General features: G+C 65.7%; 19 protein-coding genes. 11 read left to right on the forward strand and 8 right to left on the reverse strand.

Translation table 11 applies throughout. The features are described 5' to 3' along the window. The first annotated feature begins 96 nt into the window (after nt 1-96). The 4 genes from ptsP to Q9Q79_RS10615 all read left to right on the forward strand — a co-directional run bounded on the left by ptsP (nt 97) and on the right by Q9Q79_RS10615 (nt 6,740). On the forward strand, nt 97-2,661 hold the full coding sequence (gene ptsP / locus Q9Q79_RS10600) for a phosphoenolpyruvate--protein phosphotransferase (RefSeq protein ID WP_172476256.1): 2,565 nt from the start codon (nt 97-99) through the stop codon (nt 2,659-2,661). Next, nucleotides 2,658-3,614: a 1-phosphofructokinase family hexose kinase gene (locus Q9Q79_RS10605; RefSeq protein ID WP_201862027.1), complete on the forward strand. Its 957-nt coding sequence runs from the start codon at nt 2,658-2,660 to the stop codon at nt 3,612-3,614. Before ptsP ends, Q9Q79_RS10605 begins: the two co-directional genes overlap by 4 nt. 85 nt (nt 3,615-3,699) lie before the next feature. Next, nucleotides 3,700-5,403 (forward strand): fructose-specific PTS transporter subunit EIIC, encoded by a 1,704-nt coding sequence (locus tag Q9Q79_RS10610; protein ID WP_005409714.1) that lies wholly within the window; start codon nt 3,700-3,702, stop codon nt 5,401-5,403. Between the two features lie 83 nt (nt 5,404-5,486). Continuing rightward, the gene (locus tag Q9Q79_RS10615; protein WP_076740009.1) at nt 5,487-6,740 is read left to right on the forward strand and encodes a carbohydrate porin; all 1,254 of its coding nucleotides are present in this window, start codon (nt 5,487-5,489) and stop codon (nt 6,738-6,740) included. Nucleotides 6,741-6,782: 42 nt separating this feature from the next. Here Q9Q79_RS10615 and Q9Q79_RS10620 read toward each other — a convergent pair whose 3' ends face one another. Then, on the reverse strand, nt 6,783-7,712 hold the full coding sequence (locus Q9Q79_RS10620; RefSeq protein ID WP_076740011.1) for an aromatic alcohol reductase: 930 nt from the start codon (nt 7,710-7,712) through the stop codon (nt 6,783-6,785). Between the two features lie 74 nt (nt 7,713-7,786). On the opposite strand from Q9Q79_RS10620, the gene Q9Q79_RS10625 reads away from it, so the two are divergent. Both Q9Q79_RS10625 and Q9Q79_RS10630 read left to right on the forward strand, forming a co-directional pair. After that, nucleotides 7,787-8,221: a helix-turn-helix domain-containing protein gene (locus tag Q9Q79_RS10625; RefSeq protein WP_077684447.1), complete on the forward strand. Its 435-nt coding sequence runs from the start codon at nt 7,787-7,789 to the stop codon at nt 8,219-8,221. A gap of 49 nt (nt 8,222-8,270) precedes the next feature. Beyond that, entirely contained in the window at nt 8,271-8,870 is a 600-nt protein-coding gene (locus tag Q9Q79_RS10630; RefSeq protein ID WP_012480305.1) for a fasciclin domain-containing protein, read from the forward strand. 84 nt (nt 8,871-8,954) lie between these two features. Here Q9Q79_RS10630 and Q9Q79_RS10635 read toward each other — a convergent pair whose 3' ends face one another. Continuing rightward, nucleotides 8,955-10,154: a serine hydrolase domain-containing protein gene (locus tag Q9Q79_RS10635; RefSeq protein WP_171956706.1), complete on the reverse strand. Its 1,200-nt coding sequence runs from the start codon at nt 10,152-10,154 to the stop codon at nt 8,955-8,957. Between the two features lie 145 nt (nt 10,155-10,299). Between Q9Q79_RS10635 and Q9Q79_RS10640 the strand changes: the two genes are divergently transcribed. From Q9Q79_RS10640 to Q9Q79_RS10650, 3 genes are all read left to right on the forward strand, one after another. Further along, nucleotides 10,300-10,482, forward strand: coding sequence for a hypothetical protein (locus Q9Q79_RS10640; RefSeq protein WP_138969981.1), 183 nt, complete (start codon nt 10,300-10,302; stop codon nt 10,480-10,482). 89 nt (nt 10,483-10,571) lie between these two features. Further along, nucleotides 10,572-13,238, forward strand: a complete 2,667-nt coding sequence (locus Q9Q79_RS10645; RefSeq protein ID WP_099527472.1) for a TonB-dependent receptor — start codon at nt 10,572-10,574, stop codon at nt 13,236-13,238. A gap of 114 nt (nt 13,239-13,352) precedes the next feature. Further along, nucleotides 13,353-14,813, forward strand: a complete 1,461-nt coding sequence (locus Q9Q79_RS10650) for an MFS transporter (RefSeq protein ID WP_201862025.1) — start codon at nt 13,353-13,355, stop codon at nt 14,811-14,813. A 66-nt stretch (nt 14,814-14,879) separates the two neighbouring features. Here Q9Q79_RS10650 and Q9Q79_RS10655 read toward each other — a convergent pair whose 3' ends face one another. Beyond that, nucleotides 14,880-15,926, reverse strand: a complete 1,047-nt coding sequence (locus Q9Q79_RS10655; protein ID WP_059034470.1) for a LacI family DNA-binding transcriptional regulator — start codon at nt 15,924-15,926, stop codon at nt 14,880-14,882. A gap of 217 nt (nt 15,927-16,143) precedes the next feature. Here Q9Q79_RS10655 and Q9Q79_RS10660 point away from each other — a divergent pair, with 217 nt between their 5' ends. Both Q9Q79_RS10660 and Q9Q79_RS10665 read left to right on the forward strand, forming a co-directional pair. Beyond that, nucleotides 16,144-18,720 carry a glycoside hydrolase family 3 protein gene (locus Q9Q79_RS10660; RefSeq protein WP_099562438.1) on the forward strand — a complete coding sequence of 859 codons (2,577 nt, stop codon included), beginning with the start codon at nt 16,144-16,146 and terminating at the stop codon, nt 18,718-18,720. A gap of 192 nt (nt 18,721-18,912) precedes the next feature. Then, the gene (locus Q9Q79_RS10665) at nt 18,913-20,160 is read left to right on the forward strand and encodes an arsenic transporter (protein ID WP_076740146.1); all 1,248 of its coding nucleotides are present in this window, start codon (nt 18,913-18,915) and stop codon (nt 20,158-20,160) included. Between the two features lie 25 nt (nt 20,161-20,185). Here the strand turns inward: Q9Q79_RS10665 and Q9Q79_RS10670 are convergent, their stop codons facing one another. The 5 genes from Q9Q79_RS10670 to Q9Q79_RS10690 form a co-directional block, all read right to left on the reverse strand. Next, nucleotides 20,186-21,619: a porin gene (locus tag Q9Q79_RS10670; protein WP_043033424.1), complete on the reverse strand. Its 1,434-nt coding sequence runs from the start codon at nt 21,617-21,619 to the stop codon at nt 20,186-20,188. 134 nt (nt 21,620-21,753) lie between these two features. Next, the gene (locus Q9Q79_RS10675; protein ID WP_076740016.1) at nt 21,754-22,530 is read right to left on the reverse strand and encodes an ABC transporter permease; all 777 of its coding nucleotides are present in this window, start codon (nt 22,528-22,530) and stop codon (nt 21,754-21,756) included. Further along, nucleotides 22,514-23,347, reverse strand: a complete 834-nt coding sequence (locus Q9Q79_RS10680) for an ABC transporter ATP-binding protein (RefSeq protein WP_005413494.1) — start codon at nt 23,345-23,347, stop codon at nt 22,514-22,516. The genes Q9Q79_RS10675 and Q9Q79_RS10680 overlap by 17 nt, the downstream gene beginning before the upstream one ends. A gap of 14 nt (nt 23,348-23,361) precedes the next feature. After that, nucleotides 23,362-24,420, reverse strand: coding sequence for an ABC transporter substrate-binding protein (locus Q9Q79_RS10685; protein WP_005409728.1), 1,059 nt, complete (start codon nt 24,418-24,420; stop codon nt 23,362-23,364). Nucleotides 24,421-24,495: 75 nt separating this feature from the next. Continuing rightward, nucleotides 24,496-25,617 (reverse strand): 4-oxalomesaconate tautomerase, encoded by a 1,122-nt coding sequence (locus Q9Q79_RS10690; RefSeq protein ID WP_076740017.1) that lies wholly within the window; start codon nt 25,615-25,617, stop codon nt 24,496-24,498. Nucleotides 25,618-25,722 lie beyond the last annotated feature (105 nt).

Below are 25,722 nucleotides of genomic sequence, written 5' to 3' on the forward strand. Positions count from 1 at the left end.
ACGTTCCCGGAAACGTACGCTGTTCATGGCCGGATGGCTGTTCAGGGCAATGCTAACGCCAAAGGACTATTGGATTTTTGTGCAGTGCACATTGAAATGTGCAGTGGGAACGTTCCCAATACGCCCCAGCCATCCCTCCCGGAGCCCGCTTTGTCGCCCCTGACCTCCCCTTCCCCCGTCAGCCGGGAACTGATCCGCCTGGACGCGCGGGCACAGGACAAGACCGATGCCATCGCCCAGGTGGCCCAGATGCTGGTCGCTGCCGGCTGCGTGGCGCCGGGCTACGAGGCCAGCATGGGACGCCGCGAGGCGCTGGCGAACACCTTCCTCGGCCATGGCGTGGCGATCCCGCATGGGCTCGGCGAGGACCGCCACCTGGTGCGTCGCGACGGCATTGCGGTGCTGCAGTTGCCGGAAGGCGTGGAATGGAACCCCGGCCAGGTCACCCGCCTGGTGGTTGGCATTGCCGCCCAGTCCGATACCCACATCACCCTGCTGCGCAGGCTGACCCGCCTGATCCAGGACGAGGCCACGCTGCAGCGGTTGTTCACTACCTCCGATGCAAGCGAAATCGTCAATGCGCTGGCCAGCGATGTCGCAGTCTCTGCCACTCACGTTCCGGTGGCGGACCTGGCCGAGCGTTTCGACTGGACCATTGCTTACCCCAGCGGACTGCACGCGCGCCCGGCCACGCGCTGGGCCGAGACGGCGCGGGGTTTCATGGCCCGCGCCCAGGTGCGCGCGGGCGATCAGGCGGCCGATGCCAAGAGTCTGGTGGCGCTGCTGCAGCTCGGGCTTCGCGAGGGCGATGCCGTACGTGTTTCTGCCGAAGGCGCCGATGCCCCCGCACTGCTGGCTGCACTACGCAAGACCATGGACGGGCTGGTCGCGCAGGAAAAGGCCGATGCGGAGCGTGCAGCGCAGCGAAAGACGGCGCCGGTCGCGGGCTGGAATCCGCCCGAAGCGCAGGCAGCGATCGTCGGCATCGGCGCCAGCCCCGGGCTGGCCATCGGTCCGCTGCATGTACTGGGCAGCGCGCAGGCCGATGTTGCCGATCGCCCTGCCCCGCTTGGCGAGGGCGGCGCGCGCCTGCAGGATGCGCTCAGCCGTACCCGCCAGCAGCTGGCCGCGCTGCAGGACGACACCCAGCGCCGCCTTGGCGCCTCGGATGCGGCGATCTTCAGGGCGCAGGCTGCGCTGCTTGACGACACCGACCTGATTACCCGTACCTGCCAGCTGATGGTTGAAGGTCATGGCGTCGCGTGGTCCTGGCACCAGGCCATCGAGCAGATCGCCTCCGGGCTGGCGGCGCTGGGCAATCCGGTGCTGGCCGGGCGCGCTGCCGACCTGCGCGATGTGGGTCGGCGCGTACTGGCGCAGCTTGACCCCTCTGCGGCCGGTGGCGGCCTGGCGGATCTACCGGCGCAACCGTGCATCCTGCTTGCCGCCGACCTGTCGCCCTCGGATACCGCCAACCTTGACACCACCCGCGTGCTCGGCCTCGCCACCGCACAGGGCGGCCCCACATCGCACACTGCGATCCTCTCGCGCACGCTCGGCCTGCCGGCGCTGGTTGCCGGTGGCGCCGAACTGCTGGCGATCCAGGCCGGCCGCGAAGCGATCATCGATGGCAGCAGCGGGCGACTCTACCTGTCCCCTTCCGAGGCCGATCTTGCTTCGGCACGCGCCTGGATCGCCGAGCAGCAGCAGATCCGCGCGCGCGAAGCCGCACAACGCGCGCAGCCGGCGCAGACCACCGACTGCCATCGCATCGACATCGGCGCCAACGTGAACCTGCCTGAGCAGGTGCCATTGGCGCTGGAACAGGGCGCGGAAGGTGTCGGGCTGATGCGCACCGAATTCCTGTTCCTCGAACGCGGCAGCACGCCCAGCGAGGAGGAGCAGTACGCAACCTACATGGCGATGGCCAAAGCGCTGGAAGGCCGTCCGTTGATCGTGCGTGCGCTCGATATCGGTGGCGACAAGCAGGTCGCCCACCTGGAGCTGCCGCACGAGGAGAACCCGTTCCTCGGCGTGCGCGGCGCGCGCCTGCTGCTGCGCCGCCCGGATCTGCTTGAGCCGCAGCTGCGTGCGCTGTACCGCGCAGCCAAGGACGGTGCACGCCTGTCCATCATGTTCCCGATGATCACCTCGGTGCCCGAGCTGGTCGCACTGCGTGCCATCTGCGAGCGCCTGCGCACCGAACTCGAGGCACCCGACGTGCCGATCGGCATCATGATCGAAGTACCGGCCGCGGCCGCCCAGAGCGATGTGCTGGCGCGCCACGCCGACTTCTTCTCGATCGGCACCAACGACCTGACCCAGTACGTGCTGGCGATCGATCGCCAGAACCCGGAGCTGGCCGCAGAGGCCGACAGCCTGCATCCGGCCGTGCTGCGCGCGATCCGCACCACGGTGGACGGCGCACGCACGCAGGGGCGCTGGGTGGGTGTCTGCGGCGGCCTGGCCGGCGATCCGTTCGGCGCGATGCTGCTGGCAGGGCTGGGCGTGGACGAACTGTCGATGACCCCGAACGACATCCCGTCCGTGAAGGCACGCCTGCGTGGCAGCGCGCTGGCCGATCTGCAAACGCTGGCTGCGACGGCGCTGGACTGCGAAACCGCCGAGCAGGTGCGCGCCCTCGACGGAGCCCGCGCATGAACGCCCGCGCCGTCACCGTTACCTTGAACCCGGCGATCGACCAGACCGTGCGGCTGGCCAGCCTGCGGCCGGGCCATGTGCACCGCGCCCGCAGCAGCCGCGACGATGCGGGTGGCAAGGGCATCAACGTGGCCGCCTGCCTGGCCGACTGGGGCGTGCCGACCACCGCGCTGGGCGTGCTCGGTGGCGGCAACGACGGTGTGTTCAGCGCGCTCTTCTCCACGCGCGGCATCGTGGATGGCTGCCTGCGTATCCCCGGCAGCACCCGCACCAACATCAAGCTGGTTGACGAGGACAACGGCGAAACCACCGACATCAACCTGCCCGGCCTGGCCCTCGACGATACCGCTCTGGACGCAGTGTCGCGCAGGCTTGGCGCCTTGCTGCTGCCGGGCCTTCCGGTGGTGCTGTCCGGCAGCCTGCCGTCTGGACTGCCGTCCGATGCATGGGCGCGACTGCAGGCGCAGGCCGCCGCCGCCGGTGCGCGCGTGCTGCTGGACACCAGCGGCGACGCACTTGTGGCTGCATTGAGTGACACCGCCGGTGCGCTGCCCTACGCGGTCAAGCCCAATCGCCACGAACTGGAGGCCTGGACCGGCACGCAGCTGCCTGACCGCAGCGCCCTCCGCGTCGCTGGCCAGGCCTTGGTCGAACGTGGCGTTGCGCTCGTAGCGATCTCGATGGGCACCGACGGCGCGCTGTTCATTGATCGCAGCGGCGCGCTGGTCGCACGACCGCCGCGACTGGCCCAGGGCAGCACGGTCGGTGCGGGCGACGCCATGGTCGCCGGCATCGCTGCCGCGATGCTGGAGCCCTCCCTCGATCTGGACGGCTGCGCGCGGCTGGCGACCGCGTTCTCGATGAGCCGGCTGCAAAGCGGTGACGCACGACGGCTGGACCCGGCGCAGGTACGCGGTTGGACCGGCGATGTACTGATCGAGCGGTTGGATTGACCCCCCTGCCGGGAGCACGGCGGCGGCTTCGGGCCGACCGCAGCGCTTTCGGCAAGCACGAGCCCGAAGAATTCCAGGAGTTTCCATGCACGCTTTCACCGTAGTCATCGCCGCTGGCGAACGCAGCATCGAGGCGGTTCTTGCCGCCGAAGCGCTGCGCCGTGCCGCCCGCCAGCGCGGGCTCGAGCTGATGATCGAGATCCGCAGCGACCAGGGCGTGACCGGCGCACTGTCTGCCTCGGACGCCGCCGCCGCGACGCAGTTGCTGCTGGTGGGTGAGGGTGAGGCGGACATCGCGCGCTTCGCCAATGCCGGGATCGTGCATGCCAGCCTGGGCGAGGTACTGGACGACCCGGTTGCGGCGCTCGCACCGCTCGCGGCCGCGGTGTCGGGCAACGCCGGCACGCATGCGGGCAAGCGCATCGTCGCCGTCACCTCCTGCCCCACCGGCATCGCCCACACCTTCATGGCGGCGGAGGGCCTGCAACAGGCCGCCAAGGCGCTGGGCCATGCAATCCGGGTCGAAACCCAGGGCTCGGTCGGCGCGCAGGACGCGTTGAGCGACGAGGAAATCGCTGCCTCCGACCTCGTCCTGATCGCCGCAGACCGCGAAGTCGATCTGTCGCGCTTCGCCGGCAAGCGCCTGTTCAAGAGTGGCACCAAGCCGGCGATCAACGATGGCCAGAACCTGATCCGCAAGGCGCTGGCCGAGGCCGGCGTGCAGGCAGGTAGCGCGACTCCGGGCCGCACGGCCGAAAAAACCAGGGCCACCGGCCCCTACAAGCACCTGATGACCGGCGTGTCGTTCATGCTGCCGTTCGTCACTGCCGGTGGCCTGCTGATCGCACTGGCGTTCGCACTCGGCGGCATCTATGCCTTCGATGACGCGCACAAGGGCACGCTGGCGTGGTCGCTGTTCCAGATCGGCGCCAAGTCCGGCTTCATGTTGATGGTGCCGGCGCTGGCCGGTTACATCGCCTACTCCATCGCCGACCGGCCCGGCATTGCGCCCGGCATGATCGGCGGACTGGTAGCAGTGAACATGGATGCTGGCTTCATCGGCGGCATCCTGGCTGGCTTCATCGCCGGTTATGGCGTGCACTGGATCAACCGTGCGCTGCGCCTGCCGCGCAGCCTGGAAGGCCTCAAGCCGGTGCTGATCCTGCCGGTGCTGGGCACGCTGCTGGTCGGCCTGTTGATGATGTACGTGATCGGCACGCCGGTCGCCGGGCTTCTGGCGTGGCTGACCGACTGGCTGCGCGGCATGCAGGGCGGCAGCGCGATCCTGCTTGGCCTGCTGCTGGGCGGAATGATGGCGGTGGACATGGGCGGGCCGGTCAACAAGGCGTCCTACGCGTTCTCTACTGCATTGATTTCCAGCCAGGTCTACACGCCGATGGCGGCGACGATGATCGGCGGCATGACGCCGCCGCTGGGTATTGCGCTGGCGACATGGCTGTTCAGCAACCGCTTCACCGCCGAGGAGCGCGGCACGGCCGGTGCCGCCGGCGTGCTTGGCCTCAGTTTCGTGACCGAAGGCGCGATCCCCTACGCCGCACGTGATCCGCTGCGCACCATTCCGGCGCTGATCCTTGGTTCTGCCGTGGCAGGTGCAATCTCGATGGCCGCTGGCGTCGAGCTGAAGGTGCCGCACGGCGGCGTGTTCGTGCTGCCGATCCCGAACGCAGTCACTCACCTCGGCATCTACCTGTTGGCACTGCTGGCCGGCGTGGCTGTCACTGCGGTCGCGCTGCGCATCCTCAAGAAGCCGGTCACCACGCCGGCCTGATCCACCCCATCGCCAAGACCCTGCCACCTCCCCTGCGCACGCAGGGGCGCAGCGACCTACGCCCTGCACAAGGACCCTCGCCCATGACCCGCTCTTCCCGACACGTGTTGCCGATGGTGATCGCGCTTGCCCTGCCATCCCTGGCTGCCACCGCAGACGCGAGCGACGTCTTCACTCCCAAGCTCGCCTACACCGGCGAAGCCGCCGCCACGCTCGATGGGGGCAAGCGCAGCGGCACGGCCTATGCCGGCCAACTGATGTTCGGTGCCGACGTGGACCTGGACGCTGCGTTTGGCTGGCGAGGCGTGACGATCAAGGCCTACGGCATCAATCGTCATGGCACCAACCTCGCCAACAGCAGCACGGGCAACAGCACCTCGGTGCAGGAAATCTTCGGTGGCCAGGGCACGCGCCTGGCCAACCTGACGCTGGAGCAGAAACTGCTGGACGACCGGCTGGTGCTTGAGGCGGGACGCAGCGTCGCCAACATCCATCATCTAGGTTCGGAGTTGTGCCAGTACTTCCAGGGCAACTCGGCCTGCGGCAACCCGACCTACGTATTCCGTACCAGCAACTTCACCTGGTGGCCGGTATCGAGCTGGATGGCTGATGCCACGGCATGGGTGACGCCGGATGTCTACGTACGCATGGGCGCGTACCAGGTCGACCCGAGCCAGGCCGAAGATGGCCAGCACGGCCTGAAATGGAGCACGAACCAGGCCACTGGCTGGATCGTGCCCTACACGATCGGCTGGCGCAGCCCCGCGTCGGCGCGCTTGAAGGCCCGCTACGAACTGGGTGGCTGGCAGGACAACTCGACCTACCGCGACCCGCTGCGCGATGCCAATGGCATGCCGGCGCTGCTCAGTGGCCAGGAGTACGCGACACGTCATGGTCGCTCCGGTGCGTTCGCCCGCTTCGAGCAGCAGCTCAGCAGCGATGGCAGCGGCCGTGGCCTGACCCTTTTCGGCGCCGCGCTCAAGGGCACCTCCGGCCAGGTGATCGAGGATCACTTCCTTCAGGCCGGGCTGGTGCAGAAAGGTACGTTCGCCAGCCGACCGCAGGACAGCATCGCCTTCGTCGTGACGCAGCAGAAGTACAGCAGCATCGCGCTGGAAAACCTGCGCCTTGCCCGTGCCGCAGCGGGCGGCAGCGGCACCCCGCACGGGAGCCAGGTGATGATGGAGCTGAGCTATGGCATCCAGGTCACCCCCCAGCTTCGGGTCGCGCCGAACCTGCACTACATCGTGCATCCGGACCAGTTCAACGAACCCGCACGCCAGCGGGACCTGCCGAATGCGTTGATCGCCGGCCTGCGGGTCGATTGGAGTCTGTAGGAGAATCCGTTTTCGTCCACGCGATTGCCGCTCAACGGCTCATCAAGTCTCGAAGTGGGCTTTCAGCCAGTCGTCGACACCCTCCAGTTTCACGCCAATGCTGGCATTGAACGTCCCGTCCAGGCTCCAGGAGACGCCCCTGCCTTGGGCGAAGGCAGCACGGTACTTCCTGATCATGTTTGACGGGTCACTGGCAAGCTCCTCCATCAGCTGGGGAACGCTCCACACGATCAGCTTGAAGGGAGCACCGAACTTTTCCTCAAGGATGGCGGGCAGCTGCTCATAACGGACCGTGTCTCCCGCAAGATAGACGATCTCGTTTCGAAGGGGGGGCGAGTGGAAGACGATCTGTGCAGTCATTGCACCGATGTCCTCTGGTGTGGTCAGCGTAACCGCATTGGAGGCTGTGCCAAGTGCATTGACCTTTCTGCCGGGAAGATCGATGACGCCAAACTCCGGCTCGAAGAGGTAGCTGGTGAACATGCCGGTGGAAATGACCACCCAGTCCATTTCGGCCTGTGAGCGGAGAAAGTCGCGTACATCCAGCTGGGCGTCGAAAAGATCCTGCGGCCCGCCGCGTCCGATGGCGTCAAAGTCGACCCCGAATTGCCAAGGGAAGTACCTGGGAATGCCCGACTTCACGGCGGCGCGCGCTACCTTCATGGGAGTGTCGCGGCCAGCAGCGTAGCCGGTGCAGCCGATGACCGTGTCATAACCGGAAAACAGATCAGCCAGCTCATCGACCGTGGCAGTGACCAGGTCGCCAGGAACGAGGGCCACTCCCAGCGAGCGGATCTGGTCAATGACCGTACGCTTGTCCGGTAGTGTGGATTCAATCGACGCAGGCCTCAGCATCACGCTGATGGTTGCGTCATGCACAACCGCGAGCTGGGCCAGGTTGCGGATGACGGGCATTCCGAGTTCGCCGGCACCCAGCACCAGGATTGAGCGGGAAACAATCGGGGGAGACATTGAAACCACCATCTGTGTGTACGATGGCGGCGATTCTGCGCCCCTCCCTAGTTGCCACGTAAGAAGGCACACCGATGATACCGACCGCACCGTTCATGAGCACCGATGAGCTTCTGCGACATTCACAATCGATATGCGACGGCATGAGCGCGGACGACGACGGTCTGCGCCGCGAGGTGCTCGCGCATGCCGGCAGCCGCTGGTCGCTGGGCATCATTCACGCCCTGGGGGTCTACGGAACACTGCGTCACGCCGATGTGGCGCGGCGGATGAAAGGAGTCACGCAGCGTATGCTGACGCGTACCCTGCGTCAGCTTGAAAGGGACGGACTGATCCATAGGCAGGATTTCCGTGAGGTTCCGCCGCGCGTGGAGTACACCATCACTCCGCTGGGCAGGGAGCTGCTGGTTCTTATGATCCCGATGTGGACCTGGGTAGTGGGACACGCCGAGGAATTCCGCCGCTGCAGGGAGAATTTCGACACGCATCACGGCCCTCCCCCTGACTGACCCGGCCTGCATCCGGTGCATCCAGGCGCTCCCGCCAGCCGTATGTAGGATGCCCGCGCTGTGCGGGCATCCTATCGAGGAACGCACCGTGAACGCTCTTCAGCGCATCGCCGCCGCAGTCAGCTTCGCCGTACTCGTCTCAGCCGCTTCCGCCAGCTTCGCCGCAGATCCGGTAATGGTTGGCGGGGCCGAGATGTACCCGACCAGGACCATCGTTGAAAACGCCGTGAACTCCAGGGATCACACCACGCTGGTGGCAGCGGTCAAGGCCGCAGGCCTGGTCGAGACCCTCAATGGCGCCGGTCCCTTTACCGTCTTTGCGCCCACCAATGCGGCCTTCAACAAGCTTCCAGCAGGCACGGTCGATACACTGGTGAAGCCTGAAAACAAGGCGCAGCTCACCCGGATCCTCACCTACCACGTGGTCCCAGGACGGTTCAGTTCCGCCCAGCTCCTGGCCGATGCCAGGAAGCACGGTGGAAAAGCCACGCTGAAGACAGTGCAAGGCGAGCCGCTTACCGTGGCGCTCCACGACGGCAAGCTGTGGGTGATCGACGCCAAGGGTGGCAAAGCAGGCATCAGCATCGCCGACGTCAACCAATCCAACGGCGTCATCCACGTTGTCGATACCGTGCTGATGCCGAAGTAGTGGCGCGCCCTGCCAGACCCTGCCACTCCGGCCAGCAGCATGAAGCAGTGGACGAGGATCCGGGCGCAGGCCCGGCTCCTCCGTTCACTGAAGCGCCTGGGCCAGCGTGAGTACATCCGCCGGGAATGTCGCGTAGTCATCCAGTGGCGCGCGATGGCTGTCGCGTCGGTGGATGAGGCGCACGGCAACCACGCGCTGTTGCGGAACGATGACCAGGTGCTGGCCCAGGTAACCGTTGGCGGCGTAGGCAACGGTGGGGCCGCGTTGGATGTCGAACATGTCGGACAGCTTGAGTCCACGACCGGTGATCTCGCTGCCATAGTGCTGCGGCCAGTCCGCCCCAAGTCGCTCGGCCACGTACGCAATCAATGCACTTTTGCTGTCGAATACCCTGCCCCCGGTGGCCAGCAATGCCTGCTGGACCGGAGCGCTGACCCCATGCCGCGCCAGGAAGCCGGCCATCTGGCCTTTCAGCTCATAACGCTCCCATGCTGGAATGCGCCACCAAAGAAGACCAACATCCGGGGAGCGGGCACTTGCTCCAGTCAGCAGCGCCACCGACCGCTCGCTCAGCACGCGCGTACCCGCCGGGGTCACGCCGCCATCAAGCAGCAGCTGCCCGATCTTCGCCAGATCGCGGGCACTCAGCGACAATCCGGCCATGCCCAAGGGGGTGCCCGCACCGTCCTTCAACCAGGTATATCGGGCAATGCCCAGCGGTTTGAACAGGCGCTTCTCAAGGTAGGCATCCATCGGCTCCCCTGCCAGACGCTCGACAATGCCGGGCAGCAGATTGGTAGCCTTGTTGTTGTAGGAGAACGTGGTACCTGGATCGCTGCTCAGCTCTGCCGCCAGTGCGAGCTTGACCAGGTCCGGCGCAGCTTCCAGCTCTTCCCCCGCGTTGGCCATGTTCTGCAGGCCGGAGGTATGGTCCAGCAGCATGCGTACCGTGATGTCCCTTTTCCGCCCCTGCTTCCACTCCGCGAAGATGTTGCTTACCGGCTCGTCGACCGAGGCCAGCTTTCCGTCGTCCAGCAGGAGCATGACGGCCAGCGCCACCACCGACTTGGTGGCAGACATGAGGTGAACCGGCTCCTCGCCAGTCTCTGGCTCTGGCTCCAGCAGTGCTTTTCCATCCTTCCAGACAAGCACCGCGTCGGAATGCGCGGCACGGGCGTTGCGTTCGATCGTCGCGACGGCGTCGGCCGTGGTGGTCGTGCTGGCCAGTGCAGGGAGGGCCAGCATCAAGGCCGCGAAGCTGGACAACCATCGTGCAGTTTTCATGGGCATCTCTTCCGGTGAATGCCTGCCCATATTGACTACAACTGTAGTCAAGACTGAGTGCCTGAAGTCATGCCCGGCCACATGACAGCATCAGCACCACGCCACCTGCATGGCCCCGCAGCCCGCCAGCGGATACGCGAAGCCGATGGCCCTTGCTGCCGATCCGCTTTCTGATGGTTCCAATCCAGCCGTTGCAGTCGCAGGCAGGGCGCAACGCCGCTCGATTTCGTTTCGCATTGCAGCAAATGCGGCGTGCCAGGCAGCACTGCTGATCGCTCAACTGTCTGATTTCCCGAGCTTCTGGTCATCCATCGTTCATTCTGATTGACAGCGTTGTCAGGCCGCGCTTACAAGAGCCCACGTCCGGCGCGTGGCGCGGGAACGTCCAGACATCACTTATGGGGAGAGAGGGACCCTATGACCGGCCATTTCAGGAAGAGCACACTCGCACAGGCAGTACTTGCCACCATCGTCACCGCCACTGCAGCGCTGCCGGTCGCAGCGCAATCAGTCAAGGAAAGCAGCTCGACCGCCACCAGCGAGGCACGGGAGGCCTCAACGCTGGACGCCGTCATCGTCACTGTCGAACGCCGGGAACAGGACCTGCAGAAATATGCAGGTACCGCCCAGGCAATCTCCGCGGACGATACGCGTGCGCTGGGCATCAACAATGAGCTGCGCAACATCCAGGCCCTGGTGCCGGGTATGAGCATGGCCAACCAGGAAGGCAACCTGGAGATCTTCATCCGCGGCGTGGGCTCTTCGAACAACACCGAACTGGGTGATCCGGGCGCCGCGCCTCACATCAACGGGGCCTACATTGCACGACCGCGCGGTCTGGGCGGCATGTTCTACGATGTCGAGCGGGTGGAAATCAACAAGGGCCCGCAGGGCACGCTGCGCGGCCGCAATGCGCTGGCCGGCACGCTGAACATCATCACCAAGCGCCCCGACCTGGAAGCGTTCGGTGGGTATGTTCAGGCCGAGGCCGGCAATCGTGACCATCGCGGTGGCGAGTTCGCCCTGAATCTCCCGATCGGTGGTGGCGCGGCCTTCCGCGTGGCTGGCTACAAGGTGGAGAAGGACTCTCCGTTCAAGAATGCGGGGCGCGCGCAGGACCTGGAACCGGCTGGCGTGCAGGACGACCGGGGCGCTCGACTGTCGTTCCTCTACCAGCCGGATGACAAGCTGTCGATCTTCGCCATGGCCGACATCGGCAAGGAAGGCGGCACGGGCTATCCCGGCGCCAACGTCTACACCGCCGCCAGGGCCGGCTACCTGCCGGACGATGTCGACCTGCGGAAGATCATCTACCGTGGCGCGCAGGGCAAGCTCGACAGCACCAACTGGGGGGCGCAGACCAGCATTTCCTACGACTTCGGCAAGGTGGCGGTGGAGTACAACGGCAGCTACCGCAACGTGGACTACCGCCAGACCAATGCGCAGAGCGAAGGCATCCTCTGGCCGGGCCGCAACATCGATCCGGTATCGCCCAGCAACCCCGGTGGCATCGATTACGACAACTACTCCACCCAGTACTGGCTGACCGAGTCGGAGTCGCAGGTACATGAGCTGCGGTTCACGTCCGACCAGGACGAGCGGCTGCGCTGGACCACCGGCCTGTTCCACTTCAACGAGGACCAGCGGGTGGGCTACCTTTCGCTGGTGGACAAAGGGCGCTGGTACTCGGGCACTGAATTCACCATGCCCAAGGTCAATGGCAAGTCTTCCGCCGTGTTCGCCGATGGCACGTTCGACGTCAACGATCGCCTGCGCCTGAAGGGCGGCCTGCGCTACTCCGAGGAGAAGAAGTCGCGTTACGGCATCGGCGGCAACTGGTCGCTGGGCCTGCCTGGCCAGGGCGGGGACTTTGCCACGCGCCTCGGCACGCCCGGCTTCGAGCCCGCGTTCATGAGCCGTCCGAACTTTGATGTCAGCAACATCACCTCGCAGGCGGAGATGGCCCGCTTCCTGCTGCAGGGCGTGCTGCGACACGGTCGCAACGACACCTTGCTGCAGCAGATCGGCGCGGTGCCCGATGGCGGCCCATTCGGCTGCGTGGACCGTCCCGACATCGGTGGCGATACCGTCGATTGCCCGTACCAGAGCTGGGCCCAGGTCAGCGCGATTCCGGCCCAGCAGTTCGGCAAGAGCAAGTTCAGCTTTACCGACTGGCGCGCGGGTTTCGAGTACGACGTGAGCGACGACAGCCTGCTGTACGGCCTGGTGTCGACCGGCCACAAGGCGGGCGGCTTCAACGACACGTTTGATCCGAAGGAGATTCCCGAGACCTTCAAGCCCGAATCGATCATTGCCTACGAAATCGGCAGCAAGAACTCCTTCCAGATGCTGGGTCGCACCTCGACCTTCAACGTCAGCGGGTTCTATTACGACTACAGCGACCAGGTGTTCCAGGACCTGGCGGTGATCGCCACCAACCCGACCACCGGTGAAGCCACCGGCTATGCGCTGGTCAACCGCAACGTCGGCAAGTCCGCTGTGTACGGCCTGGAGGCGGAAAGCACCTTGCGATTCCCGCACAACTTCATGGTCAACATCAATGCACTCTGGATGGACAGCGAGATCAAGCGCGGCACCGTCGCCGATGTCCGCAGCCAGAACTACGACGCCGGTGGTGCCACTTCGCTGATCGACCTGTCCGGCAATGAACTGCCGCTGGCCTCGAAGCTCACCTTCAACGTGCGCCTGCAGCATACGACCGAGCTGCGCTTTGGCACCTTCGACTGGCAGTTGCTGGCCTCGTACCGCTCGGCCTTCTATCTCACCCAGTACAACAACCGGGACGTAGAGTTCATCCGACAGGATCCGGCCACTGGTGAGCTGGTCCATGACCGTACCGAAAGTGCCGCTGCGGCCGGCTTCCCTGACCGCCAGAAGGGCGAGACCACCTTGAACGCGGGCATTGGCTTCACCTCACTGAGCGGCAACTGGCGGGTGGAAGCCTGGGGCAACAATCTGCTGGGCAACGACGTCTCGCAGAAGGCCCTGGTGGGTTCCGGCATCAACGTCCGCTTCCTGAACGATCCGCGCAGCTACGGCCTGCGCCTGCGTTACCAGTTCTGAGCAACGCAGCCTTGAAGGAGGGCCGGTTTCGCCGGCCCTCCGTGCGCAATCACCACGTCCCGCCCTGTGCGACAACGCACGGGGCGTCGCCCTGCCCGCGATGACACGAGAATCATGAAACACACAACCCGCTGGTCGCAGTTCGGTGTACTCATCACCGTCTTCTTCTTCTGGGGCTTCGTTGCCGCAAGCAACGGCATCCTCATCCCGGTGTTCAAGAAGGCGTTCCATCTCAGCCAGGCGCAGAGCATGTACGTGGCGATGGCCTTCTACGTTGCCTACACCGCTGGTTCACTGATCTACATCGCTGTTTCACGTGCCATCGGCTCCGACCTGCTGCATCGGGTCGGCTATCGCGACGGCATCTGCATCGGCCTGCTGGTCTCGGCACTGGGCGCCCTGCTCTTCTATCCAGCAGCCAACACCGGCTCGTTTGCACTGATGCTGTCCGGGCTGTTCATCGTGGGCCTGGGCTTCTCGCTCCAGCAGATCGCGGCCAATACGCTGGCGGTGATCATGGGTGACCCGGCCACCGGATCGCAGCGCCTGACCATGGCCGGCGGCGTCAACAACCTGGGAGCAACAGTAGGCCCATTGCTGGTGAGCATTGCCATCTTCGGCAGTGTGTCAGCGGGCAATACAGAGGCCAGCATCGAGAGCGTAAAGATACCGTACCTGGTACTGGGCGCCGCCTTCGTACTGGTGGCCGTGCTGCTGCGGCTCTCGTCCGTGCCCAATCATGTCCAGCTGCATGCAGCCATCCCGGCAGGTGTGCCCGAAGCTGATCAGGAAGGCAGCCGCAGATCTGCGCTCGCTTACCCGCAGCTGGTCATGGGCATGATCGCGATCTTCCTTTACGTCGGCGTGGAGGTATCGACCATCGACAATCTTCCAGCCTACCTTGAGCAGCCCTTGAGCAAGGGTGGACTGGGGCTGGAAACCTCGGTGATCGCCCCGTTCGTGTCGTTGTACTGGGCCAGCCTGATGATCGGCCGCTGGGGTGGTGCCGCAGGCGCGTTCGATGTGCGCGCAGGCACCCGGAAGCTGTTGATGCTGGTGTTGCCGTTCGTCGCGTTCGCCATCTACCTTGCCGTCAACGCGATCTCTGGCCACAACTCCGCACAGTTCCTCCACTACGCGCCGGTGATCGTCCTGATGATCATTGCAACCTTTGCCAGCAGGGGCAATCCGTCGCGCATGCTGCTGTACTTTGCCGTGTGTGGCATTGCGGCGCAGCTGGTCGGCATGTTCACCACCGGCATGACCAGTGTGATCGCCTTCATCAGTGTCGGGCTGTTCTGCAGCACGATGTGGCCCTGCATCTTTACCCTGGCCATCAGCGGCCTGGGCCGCCACACCAACCAGGCAAGCAGCCTGCTGATCATGATGATCATGGGCGGCGGCATCGTCAGTTGGGCGCAGGGCGCACTGGCCGACAAGGTCGGCGTGCACTACAGCTTCATCATTGGCGTGCTGTGTTTCTGCTATCTGGCGTTCTACGCCTGGGCGGCTGGCCGTACACTTCGTCGCCAGGGTGTTGACCTGGAGCGATTGGCAACCGAAGCGGGCCACTGAGCTGAGCCGCGCCCCTGCCCTGCCAGCGCGGCGTGGCGATCGCGGCGGCAGGCCGTTGGACCGCGTTCAATCGTGACGGACCGGTCCCGTGGATCGCCGGACCTGCAGAGCGTAGTCAATATCGACCACACCACCGCTGCCGAGCTCGCGCACTTCCTTGATCAGCTCCATGGCCGCCCGCCGGCCCATCTCACGGGTGGGCTGGCAGACCGTGGTCAACGCCGGATAGATCTGGCGGGCAATCGGCGTGTCATCGAAACCACAGACCGAGATGTCGCCCGGCACCGAAAGGCCATGTTCGAACACCGCACAGATGACGCCTGCCGCCATATCATCGTTGGCAGCGAAGATGGCGGTCGGCCGATCAGGTCGGTCAAGCAGCGCGTTGGCACCGTTGTAGCCCGACTCGTATGAAAACTCGCCCTCCAGCACCAGGCTGGGGTCGTAGCGCAGGCCTGCCCTGCGCAGGCCTTCGCGATAGCCTGCCAGGCGCCACATGCTTGCGCCATGCGCGGCGTGTCCCTTGATATGGGCGATGCGGGTATGGCCCAGCGAGGCCAGGTGTGCGATCAGCGCCACCACCGCGCCGATTTCATCCACGACGACGCCCACGTTCCGGTTCTGTTCCTTCGCCGAAATGCTGGAGTACGGAATGCCCAGGTCGACCAGGCGTTCCAGCAGGGCCGTGTCGTCGGTCAGGGGCGGCGTCAGCACCACGCCGTCGAGCTGCGACTGCATGATCAATGACTCGACCTTTTCCACGATATCGGCCGCGTCGTAGATCAGCGGAGCGAGCATCAGGTTGTAGTGCTGTTCCATGCAGGCATCCAGCACCCCCATCTCGATCTCCATCAGATAGTTCGAGGACGGATTATCGAAGAGCATCGCGATCAGGTAGGAACGCCGGCCGGCGAGGACCCGTGCAGAGGGCAAGGGGCGGTAACGCAGCTTTTCCACTGCCGCGTCCACCCGGGCCCGGGTGCTCTTGGAGACGTTCGGCTCGTTGTTGAGCACCCGCGAGACGGTCTTCATCGAGACCCCGGCCGTTGCCGCGACATCCTCGATCCGCACGCGTCCCGGCCTGCCTGCGAGCACCTGCTCAGGTCCCGGCATCCCCCGCCCTCTGCCCGTCATAGCCTCACCATCTCTACCGAAATCCTGCACCACGGGATGTGGATGCAGATGCAACTTTATCCTCAAAACCCATGCCGCTGTGCAGCAAGCATTCGTTCCACGGGCTGGGTATGCTCGACTTCGACTGACAACGCTGTCAGGTTGCTTTCTGGTCGCCGAGCCCATCCAAGCCACCCTTCCGAGATGATTGTTCCCGATGAACGTCCGTCATTCCGATCGTGCGAAGCGCAACCCCGTTTTACGTCCACACCGCCTGATGCTGGCTGCATCGCTTGCCATGGCGCTGGTGCCTGCGACCGGTGCGGCCCCTGCCCCGGTGAACGACGCAGGTACCATCACTCCCGCGCACTGGCCCAAGGCAACCTGGCCGCTGGCCAACGATCCGGCCATGGAACGACGCATCGACGCGCTGATCGCATCAATGACGCTGGAAGAAAAGGTCGGCCAGATCGTACAGGGCGATATCGCCAGCATCACGCCCGACGACGTGCGCAGATATCGATTGGGTTCAATACTGGCAGGCGGCGCATCCGACCCAGGTGGCCGCTACAACGCAAAACCCGCCGAATGGCTTGCGCTGGCCGACGCGTTCTGGGAAGCCTCGATGGACACGCGCAACGGTGGCAAGGCCATTCCCGTCGTCTGGGGCATTGATGCGATGCATGGCCAGAGCAATGTGGTGGGTGCCACTCTGTTCCCGCACAACATCGGCCTGGGCGCAGCGCGCAACCCGGAACTGCTGCGCGAGATCGCAAGGATCACCGCTGCCGAAACCCGTGTGACCGGCATGGAATGGACCTTCGCGCCGACCGTGGCCGTTCCACAGGACGACCGCTGGGGGCGCACGTACGAAGGCTACTCGGAAGATCCGGCATTGGTGGCCAGCTATGCAGGGGCCTTCGTCGAAGGCCTGCAGGGCAAGGCGGGGGCTGCTGACTTCCTCGACGACCACCACGTGATGACCACGGTCAAGCATTTTCTCGGCGATGGCGGCACGGGCAACGGCAAGGACCAGGGCAACACCACGGTCAGCGAGGCAGAACTGCGCGACATCCATGCCGCCGGATACCTGCCGGCGATCAATGCGGGCGCGCAGTCGGTGATGGCGTCCTTCAACAGCTTCCATGGCGAGAAGATGCATGGGCACAAGCCGTTGTTGACCGATGTGCTGAAGGGCCGGATGGGTTTCGGCGGCTTCGTGGTCGGTGACTGGAACGGCCATGGCCAGATCAAGGGCTGCAGCAACACCGATTGCGCGAAGACCTATGTTGCCGGCCTGGACATGGCGATGGCGCCGGACAGCTGGAAGGGGATGTATGAAAGCACGCTGGCCCACGTGAAGGACGGCAGCCTGCCGGAGGCGCGGCTGGACGATGCCGTCCGCCGCATTCTGCGGGCGAAGATGCGCATGGGCCTGTTCGACAAACCCAAGCCGTCCGAGCGCGCATTGGGCGGCAGATTCGAGCTGCTCGGGGCGCCGGCGCATCGCCAGGTGGCGCGGCAGGCCGTGCGTGAATCGCTGGTGCTGCTCAAGAACCAGAACCAGCTGCTGCCACTCCCGCCGAAACAACGGGTGCTGGTTGCGGGCGATGGCGCGAACGACATGAGCCGTCAGGCGGGCGGCTGGACGCTCAGCTGGCAGGGCGATGGCACGCGTCGCGAGGACTTCCCGAATGCTGAAACGATCTGGGAAGGTCTGGAGGCACAGGTCAGGTCGGGCGGCGGCCAGGCCGAACTGGCGGTCGATGGCCGCTACCGCAACCGGCCGGATGTGGCCATCGTGGTGTTCGGCGAAGATCCGTATGCCGAATTCCAGGGCGACCTGCCCAACCTGATGTTCAAGAACGGCAAGTCCGGAGACCTGGAGCTGATGCGACGCCTGAAGGCAGACGGCATTCCGGTCGTGGGGGTGTTCCTGAGCGGGCGCCCGTTGTGGCTGAACCGCGAAATCAACGCCGCCGATGCCTTCGTGGCCGCATGGCTACCGGGATCGGAAGGTGGGGGCGTGGCCGATGTGCTGCTGCGTGGGGCCGATGGGCGCGTGCAACACGACTTCCGCGGAAAGCTGAGCTACTCCTGGCCACGCCACGCCAACCAGTACCAGAACAACGTGGGGCAGAAGGACTACGACCCGCAGTTCGCCTTCGGATACGGCCTGACCTATGCCGACAAGGGAAATCTGCCTGCGCTTTCCGAGGACCCGGGCATTGATCCGGACGCCGCCGGTAGCGGAACCCTGTTCGATCGTGGTGTGGCCGGCACTGGGCTGATGCTTCGCCTGACTGCCGCCAATGGCGAATCGACCGATGTCGTGCACCCCAATGCAACGACTGCCGACCAGTCACTGGCGATGGTCGCAATCAACACCGATGTGCAGGAGGGCGCACGCCGGTTCAGTTTCCGGGCGCCGGCCACGGTGGCGTTGCAGGCCAATACTCCGCTGGACTGGTCGCGCGAGACCAACGGCGAGCTGTCCTTGGTAGCGACCATGCGTGTCGAACAGCTCCCCGCGGAATCCGCAGTGACACTCGGTACCGCCTGCGGGGCGGCGTGTGCTGCCGAGGTTGCGCTGGGCCCCGCGCTGTCGGCGGCGCCGCGCAATGAGTGGGTCAGGCTGGGCGTTCCCCTCAAGTGCCTGGCCAACGCCGGGGCGGACATGAGCCGCTTGAACGTGCCGTTTGCGCTGCGCGCCGGAAAGGGCACAACGCTTGCGATCACCTCGGTCGTACTGGGCACCGAGTTCGATCGCAAGGTGGAGTGTGCGTCGCAGTAGGCGCGGTGTTGAATGCCCTGGTGCGGCCGTCACGTAACGTGCCGCGCCAGGGCCTTTGCTGGGCAGCCGGCACGGTATGATGCCGCAACCCCGGCACTTGCACTGATCGCAGCGGGCGCCTGCACGCCGATCACATGCGCCGGAGAACCGGCGACGCGGTCGATGGACGGCACCGCGCACGCCCCCTACCCCATGCTCGCTTCCCATTCTTCCCTCATCATCTGGATGGCGGTGGCCGTTGCCACTGTCGGCCTGCTGTTCCGTCCGTTCCGCATTCCGGAGTATGTGTGGGCGCTCGGTGCGGCCGCGCTGCTTCCGCTCAGCGGCACTGTGTCGTTCGGCACTACCTGGCACGCAGTCGCCGAAGGCCGCGATGTCTACCTGTTCCTGGTCGGCATGATGGTGCTGGCCGAGCTCGCCCGCCGCGAAGGGCTGTTCGACTGGCTGGCGTTGTACGCGGTGCGGCACGCGGGCGGATCGGGGCGGCGCCTGTTCGACCTGGTGTTCCTGGTCGGCACGCTGGTGACGGTATTCCTGTCCAACGATGCAACGGCCGTGGTGCTGACGCCGGCGGTCTACGCGGCCTGCAAGGCGGCCCGGGCCAATCCCCTGCCCTACCTGTTCGTCTGTGCCTTCATCGCCAACGCGGCCAGCTTCGTGTTGCCCATCTCCAACCCGGCCAATCTCGTGGTGTACGGCCAGCACATGCCGCCGCTGCTGCAGTGGCTGGCGCAGTTCGCGCTGCCGTCGGCGGCGGCGATCGGTGCCACCTATCTGGTCCTGCGCTGGGTGCATCGGCGCGAGATCGCCCAGCCGCTGGTGGCCGCGCCGGCGCATCGCCCGTTGACCGACGGCGGCCGACTGAGCGCACTGGGCGTGCTGTTCACCGGCACGGTGCTGCTGGTTACGTCCGCCTTGAACGGGCCGCTGGGCCTGACCACCTTCTGCGCGGGCACGCTGAGCGTGGTGGCGCTGGCGATCCGCCAGCGACGCAGCCCGCTGCCGCTGCTACGCCACGTATCCTGGGGGGTGCTGCCGCTGGTGGCGGGGCTGTTCGTGCTGGTGGAAGCGGTAGCGCAGACCGGTGTCATCCAGAGTTCGGCCAGCGCGCTGCAGGCGCTGGCGAAAACGTCTCCGCACCAGGCCAGCTGGCTGGCCGGCGGCGCCGCTGCACTGCTGAGCAACGTGGCCAACAATCTGCCGGTCGGCCTGGCGGCTGGTTCGTTGGGGCAGATGGCGGACCTGCCGGCGCAGACCCGTGCCGCATTGCTGGTCGGCGTGGATCTGGGCCCGAACCTGTCGGTGACCGGCTCGTTGGCCACGATGCTGTGGCTGATGGCGTTGCGTCGCGAAGGCGAGCATGTCAGCGCGCTCGACTTCCTGCGCGTCGGCGCGCTGGTGATGCCACCTGCACTCATCGCAGCGTTGTTGCTGCTGTGACCAGAGTGCAGGCGGCGCCCCTGCCCTAGAAGACCAGCTGCAGGCGGGTATTGAAGGTGGTGCCTTCATCCCTGCCCATTGCGCTGCCGTTGCGGTGACGGGTCTGCCAACGGACGGCTTCGAACATCACGCGACTGAAATCGTTGAGGTACCAGTTCGCGCCCAGGGTCCACGCGTTACCGGTACCACCACTGGGCAGCTCGGCATAGTCCACGTCTTCATAGCGGCCCTTCAGCTCCCAGGCACCGCCGCCGCCGCGCGTCACCGGATCGGCGACCTTCACCTTCCCCCAGGTACCGGCCTTGCCCGAGTACGAAGGCTGGGCGCCCGCCAGGAACCAGCCAGCCGAGATCGCCCACGCCGCGTGGTCGCGATCGTAGCGACCGCCGGCATCGGCCCCGCGCAGGCTTCGCGTACCCCACTCGCCCGTTGCCCACGCCGGGCCGAAGAAGCCGGCCAGTTCCGCACCGTAGGCGGTGCTGCGCTCGGCGCCCAGCAGCGTGCCCGGTGTGATCCTGACCAGATCGTTGAAATGCCCCGCGATAGCCGAACTGCGCACCACGCCGCTGGCCCCGGCGGGAATCTTCTCGTGGAACGCCCATGCGCCCAGATGCAACGTGGCACCAGCGGTGTCCAGCGGATTCCAGTGCACGCGCGTGGCCCAGGTCTGGCTGTCGTTGTCGGTGCCGGCGTTGTTGAGATCGTTGCCGGCCACCGACAGGCTGGCGTGCCAGCCCTTTCCGTACACCCGCTCGGTCAGCCCGACACCGAACAGGCCGCGCTGCGGCAGCATCAACGTGCCGACCACGTTGCGTTCCTGGAACGGCGTGTTGGAGGTGCTGCTGGAGCCATCGATACCGCGATCGTTCAAGCGGTTGCCCATCGTGAGATCGGCCGGCAGGCCGAACAGGGTGTGGTCCAGCGTGGCGTAGACCGACTTCCAGGCCACCGCGTTGTCGGCGAAGTCACCCTCCACCACCCAGCCCAGTGTGCCGTAGCGTCCCTCGGCCCCCAGGCGCACCGAACGGACCTCGGTGCCCGAAACGTTGCGATCACCGACCGCCGAACCGTCCGTACTGGAGGCATCGACGAACAGGCGGCCGCGGGGACGGAACACCGTAGTGCCGTCGGCGCTGCTGAACTCGGGTGCGCCCTTGGCCCAGGAGACCTTGGGCTGCCTGGACTGGCCGGATTCCAGTGCGGCCACCCGCGTTTCCAGCGCGGGCGCGGGCGGCGCGGATAGTGCGGCCGCGGTGCCCTGCCCGCCCTCGACGGCGCGGAGGCGCGCTTCCAATTGCTGGATCTGCAGCGCCTGCTGCTGTACCAGGCGTGACAGCTCGGCCTGGCTCAGTGGCGTGGGCGGGGATGAAACAGACTGGGCGTCGGCGTGGCCACTGGCCAACAGCAGGCCGAGCGCGACCGGCAGCGCTGCCAGCGGCAGCACGGTGGAAGGGTTCATGGACTCTCTCTCCGGCCAGCCGGCCCCCTGGCCCGGCGCTGGCCTGTTGCGGTGGTGCGGGGGAAGATCGGGGGAGGAAGCTCGCGCCGCCGGATCGGACCGGCGGCGCGGCAGGCGGGCTCAGCCCGGCCCGGTCAGCTGGTGGCCTGTGCCTGGGCGTTGGGACGCCAGGTGATCAGCTTGTTCTCGACCACGTCCAGCAGGGCGTCGATGACCAGCACGAAGGCGGCCAGGATGATGATGCCGGCGAACACACCCACGGCATTGAAGTTGCCCTCGGCCTGCGCGATCAGGTAACCCAGGCCCGCCGAAGCGCCGAGGTACTCGCCGATGATCGCGCCGACCACGGCAAAGCCGACCGAGGTGCGCAGCGAGGACAGGATCCAGCTCGCCGCTGCCGGGAAGTAGACATGGCGCAGCAGATCGCTGCGGCTTGCGCCCAGGATGCGGGCATTGGCCAGCACCACCGGATTCACCTCGCGCACGCCCTGCATGGCGTTGAAGAACGTGGTGAAGAACACCAGCGTGACCGCCAGCGCCACCTTCGACCACAGGCCCAGCCCCAGCCACAACACGAAAATCGGCGCCAGCACTACGCGCGGAATCGCGTTGAAGCCTTTGATGAAGGGATCGAGGATGCGCGCCGAACGGCGGCTCAGGCCCAGCCAGACACCGCCAGCCACGCCCATGCCGGTGCCGATGATGTAGCCCAGCGCGGTTTCAGTAAGGGTGATGTAGACATGCTGGTAGAACGAGGTATCGGACAACCAGGTCCAGGCCTGCTGCACGATGGCCGTCGGCGAAGGGAAGAAGAACGGATCGATCACGCCCAGCGCGATACCGCCTTCCCAGCCGCCGAACACGGCGACCACCAGCGCGAGCTGGATGAATTTGTCAGTCTTGGCGTGCATAGCTCTTCTCCACTTCGCCGCGCAGGCAGGCCCAGATGTCGCGGTACAGGTCGGTGAAACGGTCATCCAGCTTGATCTCGGCCACATTGCGCGGCCGTTCCAGATCCACGTCGAAACTGCGCACCACGCGGCTCGCCGGGCCGGAGGACAGCACCACCACGCGGTCACCCAGCGCGATTGCTTCTTCCAGGTCATGGGTAATCAGGATCACCGAGCGGCGATCCTCCTGCCACAGGCGCAGCAGCTCGTTCTGCATCAGGTGGCGGGTGTGGATGTCCAGCGCCGAGAACGGCTCGTCCATCAGGATCACCTTCGGCTCGACGATCAGCGCCTGCGCCATCTGCACACGCTTGCGCTGGCCACCGGACAACTGGTGCGGATAGCGATGCTCGAAACCGGCCAGGCCGACCTTGGCCAGCCACGCGTTGGCTTTGGCCTTGCGTTCGGCTTCGGGCACGCCGCGGAAGCGCAGGCCCAGCTCGACGTTCTGGAAAGCTGTCTTCCACGGCAGCAGGGCGTCCTGCTGGAACAGGTAGCCGACCGACTCCTGCACGCCGCTGACCGTGCGGCCATCGATCGCCACGTCGCCCGAGGATGGCTTCAGCAGGCCCGCTACGGAATTGAGGATGGTGCTCTTGCCGCAGCCGGTGGGCCCGACGATGGCGAGGAACTCGCCGTCACCCACCTGGATGTCGACATCGCGAACGGCGGTGAACTCGCCGAAGGACATGGTCACCTTGTTGATGGCGACCATGGTCTGTGCAGGCTCCAGCTGCGGCGCGCCGTTGAGTTGGCGCACGGTGGCATTGAGGGCCATGGGGTTACCTCCGCTTACGGTTGGGCAGCCGGCGCCGCAGCGTTGGCACGCTCGACGAAGGCATTGGTGTAGGTCCTGGACAGATCGATGTTGGCCTTGGCCACATCGGTATTGAACTCACGCAGCACCTTCAACGGCGTCTCCAGGTCGGCCGGCGTGAAGCGTCCATCGCGGGTGAAGATCGCGCGCGCGTTCTCCACCGCGCGGGCATAGGTGGCGCGGTCGCCGGAGACGTAGCTGTCCGGCAGCGCGGCAACGATCTCCTCGGCACTGTTGTCGGCGATGAACTTCAGCGCCATCTGTTCGGCACGGGCGATCTTCTCGGCCGCTTCGGGGCGCTTGTCCAGGAAGCTCTGGTTGGCGTACATCACCGAGGTCGGGTACAGCCCGCCATAGACCTGGCGGGCGCCTTCGTCGCTGCGCGCGTCAAGGATGATCTTCCCGACCTTGCGCTCGGTGATCAGGGTTGCAGCCGGATCGTAGTTGACCAGCAGGTCGATCTTGCCCTGCTCGAGCGCGGCGACTGCAGCAGCGCCCGAGCCGACGCCGATCAGCGAAATGCTGTCGGCCGGAATATCGTGCTGCGCCAGGAAGTGGCGGACGAAGAAGTCGGACGAGGAGCCCGGGGCCGTGATGCCGACCTTCTGGCCCTTGATGGTGTCCGGGCGGGCCGGATCGAAGGTGGCATCCTCGCGGCCGGCCATCACCAGGCCCGAATTGCGCGAAAGCAGCACGAAGGCGACCACATCCTTGCCCTTGGCCTGCATCTGGATGGTGTGGTCGTAGAAACCGACCGCCACGTCGGTGGAATTCGCCACCAGGGCCTGCAGCACCTTCGAGCCACCCTGGGCGAAGTTCTCGGTTTTTACGTCCAGGCCGACGTCCTTGAAGTAGCCCTTGGCATCGGCAATGAAGAACGGAAGGTTGTTGAGGTTGTAGGAGCCGACGCTGATGCGCACGGGTGCATCGTCACCGGTGCCGGTGGATGCGCCTTCCGCGCGCCCGCTGTTGCTGCAACCGGCCGCGGCCAGGCCGGCCGCGCACAGCGCGGCCATGAAGAACTGCTTGTACATCATCCCTCCCAGGAGTGAAGCATCTACGTTGTAATGGCAGGCATGCGCGTCTGCGCCGGCCCTGCCGGGTTCAGATCATGCCGCTGACGTCCATTGGCGGGCTTGGGTGGCACTGGCCGCGGCGGGCGCGGGCGAAGTCGCGTACACGCGCCCCTCGAACAGGCGGCGTGCGGTGCGGACCACGCTGGCAATCACCGGTGCGTCATCCGAGCTGCGACTGAGGCCCACCTGCAGATCCCCGCTCGGATGTTCGAGGGTAATGCTGCCGGGAACGGACAGGCACCCGACCAAAGTGTGGGCCAGCGTGCCCGGCGTGACGGCGGCGGTGGCCAGGCCGACCGCGCCGGTAATGGCCAGTGCGGTGTGGCATTGGTGCGGCATGAAGTAACGCACCTGCAGATCGCCGCCGTGTTGCGGCGCCGACAGCAGCACCGGCTTGGGAATGACCTTGTTGCCGGCGTCGGCGATACCCATTCGGGCGCCCGCCTCGATGCGCAGCGCTTCCAGCCGGCGCATGAACGCGGCATCCGCGTTCAGTTCGGCGGGCGAGGCATCACCGTGCACGCCCAGGTCTTCGGCACGCACCAGCATCATCGGCATGGCGCAGTCCACCAGGCTGACCGGCACGCCATCGATGGTTTCCCGGGCGTGGCCGCTGGGCAGCAGCTTGCCGGTGCGGGCGCCTGCGGCATCAAGGAAGGAAAGCCTGACCGGCGCGGCCGAGCCCGGTGCGCCGGCAATGCGCGTATCACCGCGGTAGACCACATGGCCACCCGGCGTTTCCACCGTGGCGATGATCAGCTTGCCGGTGTTGACGTTGTGGATGCGCACCTCGGTCTGCGGATCCTGAGCCTGCACCAGCCCCCGCTCGATGGCGTACGGGCCCACCGCCGCCAGCATGTTGCCGCAGTTGGGGGACGTGTCCACCACCTGCTGCTCCACCCGTACCTGGGCGAACAGATAATCCACGTCGGCGTCTGCCCGGCTCGAGCCGTCGATGATGGCCACTTTGCTGGTGAGCGCATTGCCGCCACCGATGCCATCGATCTGCAGCGGATGGCCCGACCCCATTACTTCCACCAGCAGGCGATCGCGTTCAGCAATGTCCGCCGGAAGATCGCTGGCCAGGAAGAACGGGCCCTTGGATGTACCACCGCGCATGAGTACGCAGGGAATGCTGAGCAGATCGTTGGACATACGTGTGCTAGATTGATGCGTATAGGGGATGAATGACCCCTCTGTGATTCGATACTGGCATGACCCCGATTGATCTGTGAATTGCTGATTTTTTGATGATTGATA

The organism is Stenotrophomonas sp. a6 (assembly GCF_030913325.1).
Taxonomy (GTDB): domain Bacteria; phylum Pseudomonadota; class Gammaproteobacteria; order Xanthomonadales; family Xanthomonadaceae; genus Stenotrophomonas; species Stenotrophomonas maltophilia.

What these genes read in the sequence shown, in the direction of transcription:
- Q9Q79_RS10625 (WP_077684447.1), top strand. Translation starts at nt 7,787, where the DNA reads ATGATACCGACCGCACCGTTCATGAGCACCGATGAGCTTCTGCGACAT.
- Q9Q79_RS10640 (WP_138969981.1), top strand. Translation starts at nt 10,300, where the DNA reads ATGGCCCTTGCTGCCGATCCGCTTTCTGATGGTTCCAATCCAGCCGTT.
- Q9Q79_RS10670 (WP_043033424.1), bottom strand. Translation starts at nt 21,619, where the DNA reads ATGAACCCTTCCACCGTGCTGCCGCTGGCAGCGCTGCCGGTCGCGCTC.
- Q9Q79_RS10645 (WP_099527472.1), top strand. Translation starts at nt 10,572, where the DNA reads ATGACCGGCCATTTCAGGAAGAGCACACTCGCACAGGCAGTACTTGCC.
- Q9Q79_RS10605 (WP_201862027.1), top strand. Translation starts at nt 2,658, where the DNA reads ATGAACGCCCGCGCCGTCACCGTTACCTTGAACCCGGCGATCGACCAG.
- Q9Q79_RS10660 (WP_099562438.1), top strand. Translation starts at nt 16,144, where the DNA reads ATGAACGTCCGTCATTCCGATCGTGCGAAGCGCAACCCCGTTTTACGT.
- Q9Q79_RS10685 (WP_005409728.1), bottom strand. Translation starts at nt 24,420, where the DNA reads ATGTACAAGCAGTTCTTCATGGCCGCGCTGTGCGCGGCCGGCCTGGCC.
- Q9Q79_RS10615 (WP_076740009.1), top strand. Translation starts at nt 5,487, where the DNA reads ATGACCCGCTCTTCCCGACACGTGTTGCCGATGGTGATCGCGCTTGCC.
- Q9Q79_RS10680 (WP_005413494.1), bottom strand. Translation starts at nt 23,347, where the DNA reads ATGGCCCTCAATGCCACCGTGCGCCAACTCAACGGCGCGCCGCAGCTG.
- Q9Q79_RS10665 (WP_076740146.1), top strand. Translation starts at nt 18,913, where the DNA reads ATGCTCGCTTCCCATTCTTCCCTCATCATCTGGATGGCGGTGGCCGTT.
- Q9Q79_RS10635 (WP_171956706.1), bottom strand. Translation starts at nt 10,154, where the DNA reads ATGAAAACTGCACGATGGTTGTCCAGCTTCGCGGCCTTGATGCTGGCC.
- Q9Q79_RS10630 (WP_012480305.1), top strand. Translation starts at nt 8,271, where the DNA reads ATGCCCGCGCTGTGCGGGCATCCTATCGAGGAACGCACCGTGAACGCT.
- Q9Q79_RS10690 (WP_076740017.1), bottom strand. Translation starts at nt 25,617, where the DNA reads ATGTCCAACGATCTGCTCAGCATTCCCTGCGTACTCATGCGCGGTGGT.
- Q9Q79_RS10655 (WP_059034470.1), bottom strand. Translation starts at nt 15,926, where the DNA reads ATGCCGGGACCTGAGCAGGTGCTCGCAGGCAGGCCGGGACGCGTGCGG.
- Q9Q79_RS10620 (WP_076740011.1), bottom strand. Translation starts at nt 7,712, where the DNA reads ATGTCTCCCCCGATTGTTTCCCGCTCAATCCTGGTGCTGGGTGCCGGC.
- ptsP (WP_172476256.1), top strand. Translation starts at nt 97, where the DNA reads ATGTGCAGTGGGAACGTTCCCAATACGCCCCAGCCATCCCTCCCGGAG.
- Q9Q79_RS10650 (WP_201862025.1), top strand. Translation starts at nt 13,353, where the DNA reads ATGAAACACACAACCCGCTGGTCGCAGTTCGGTGTACTCATCACCGTC.
- Q9Q79_RS10610 (WP_005409714.1), top strand. Translation starts at nt 3,700, where the DNA reads ATGCACGCTTTCACCGTAGTCATCGCCGCTGGCGAACGCAGCATCGAG.
- Q9Q79_RS10675 (WP_076740016.1), bottom strand. Translation starts at nt 22,530, where the DNA reads ATGCACGCCAAGACTGACAAATTCATCCAGCTCGCGCTGGTGGTCGCC.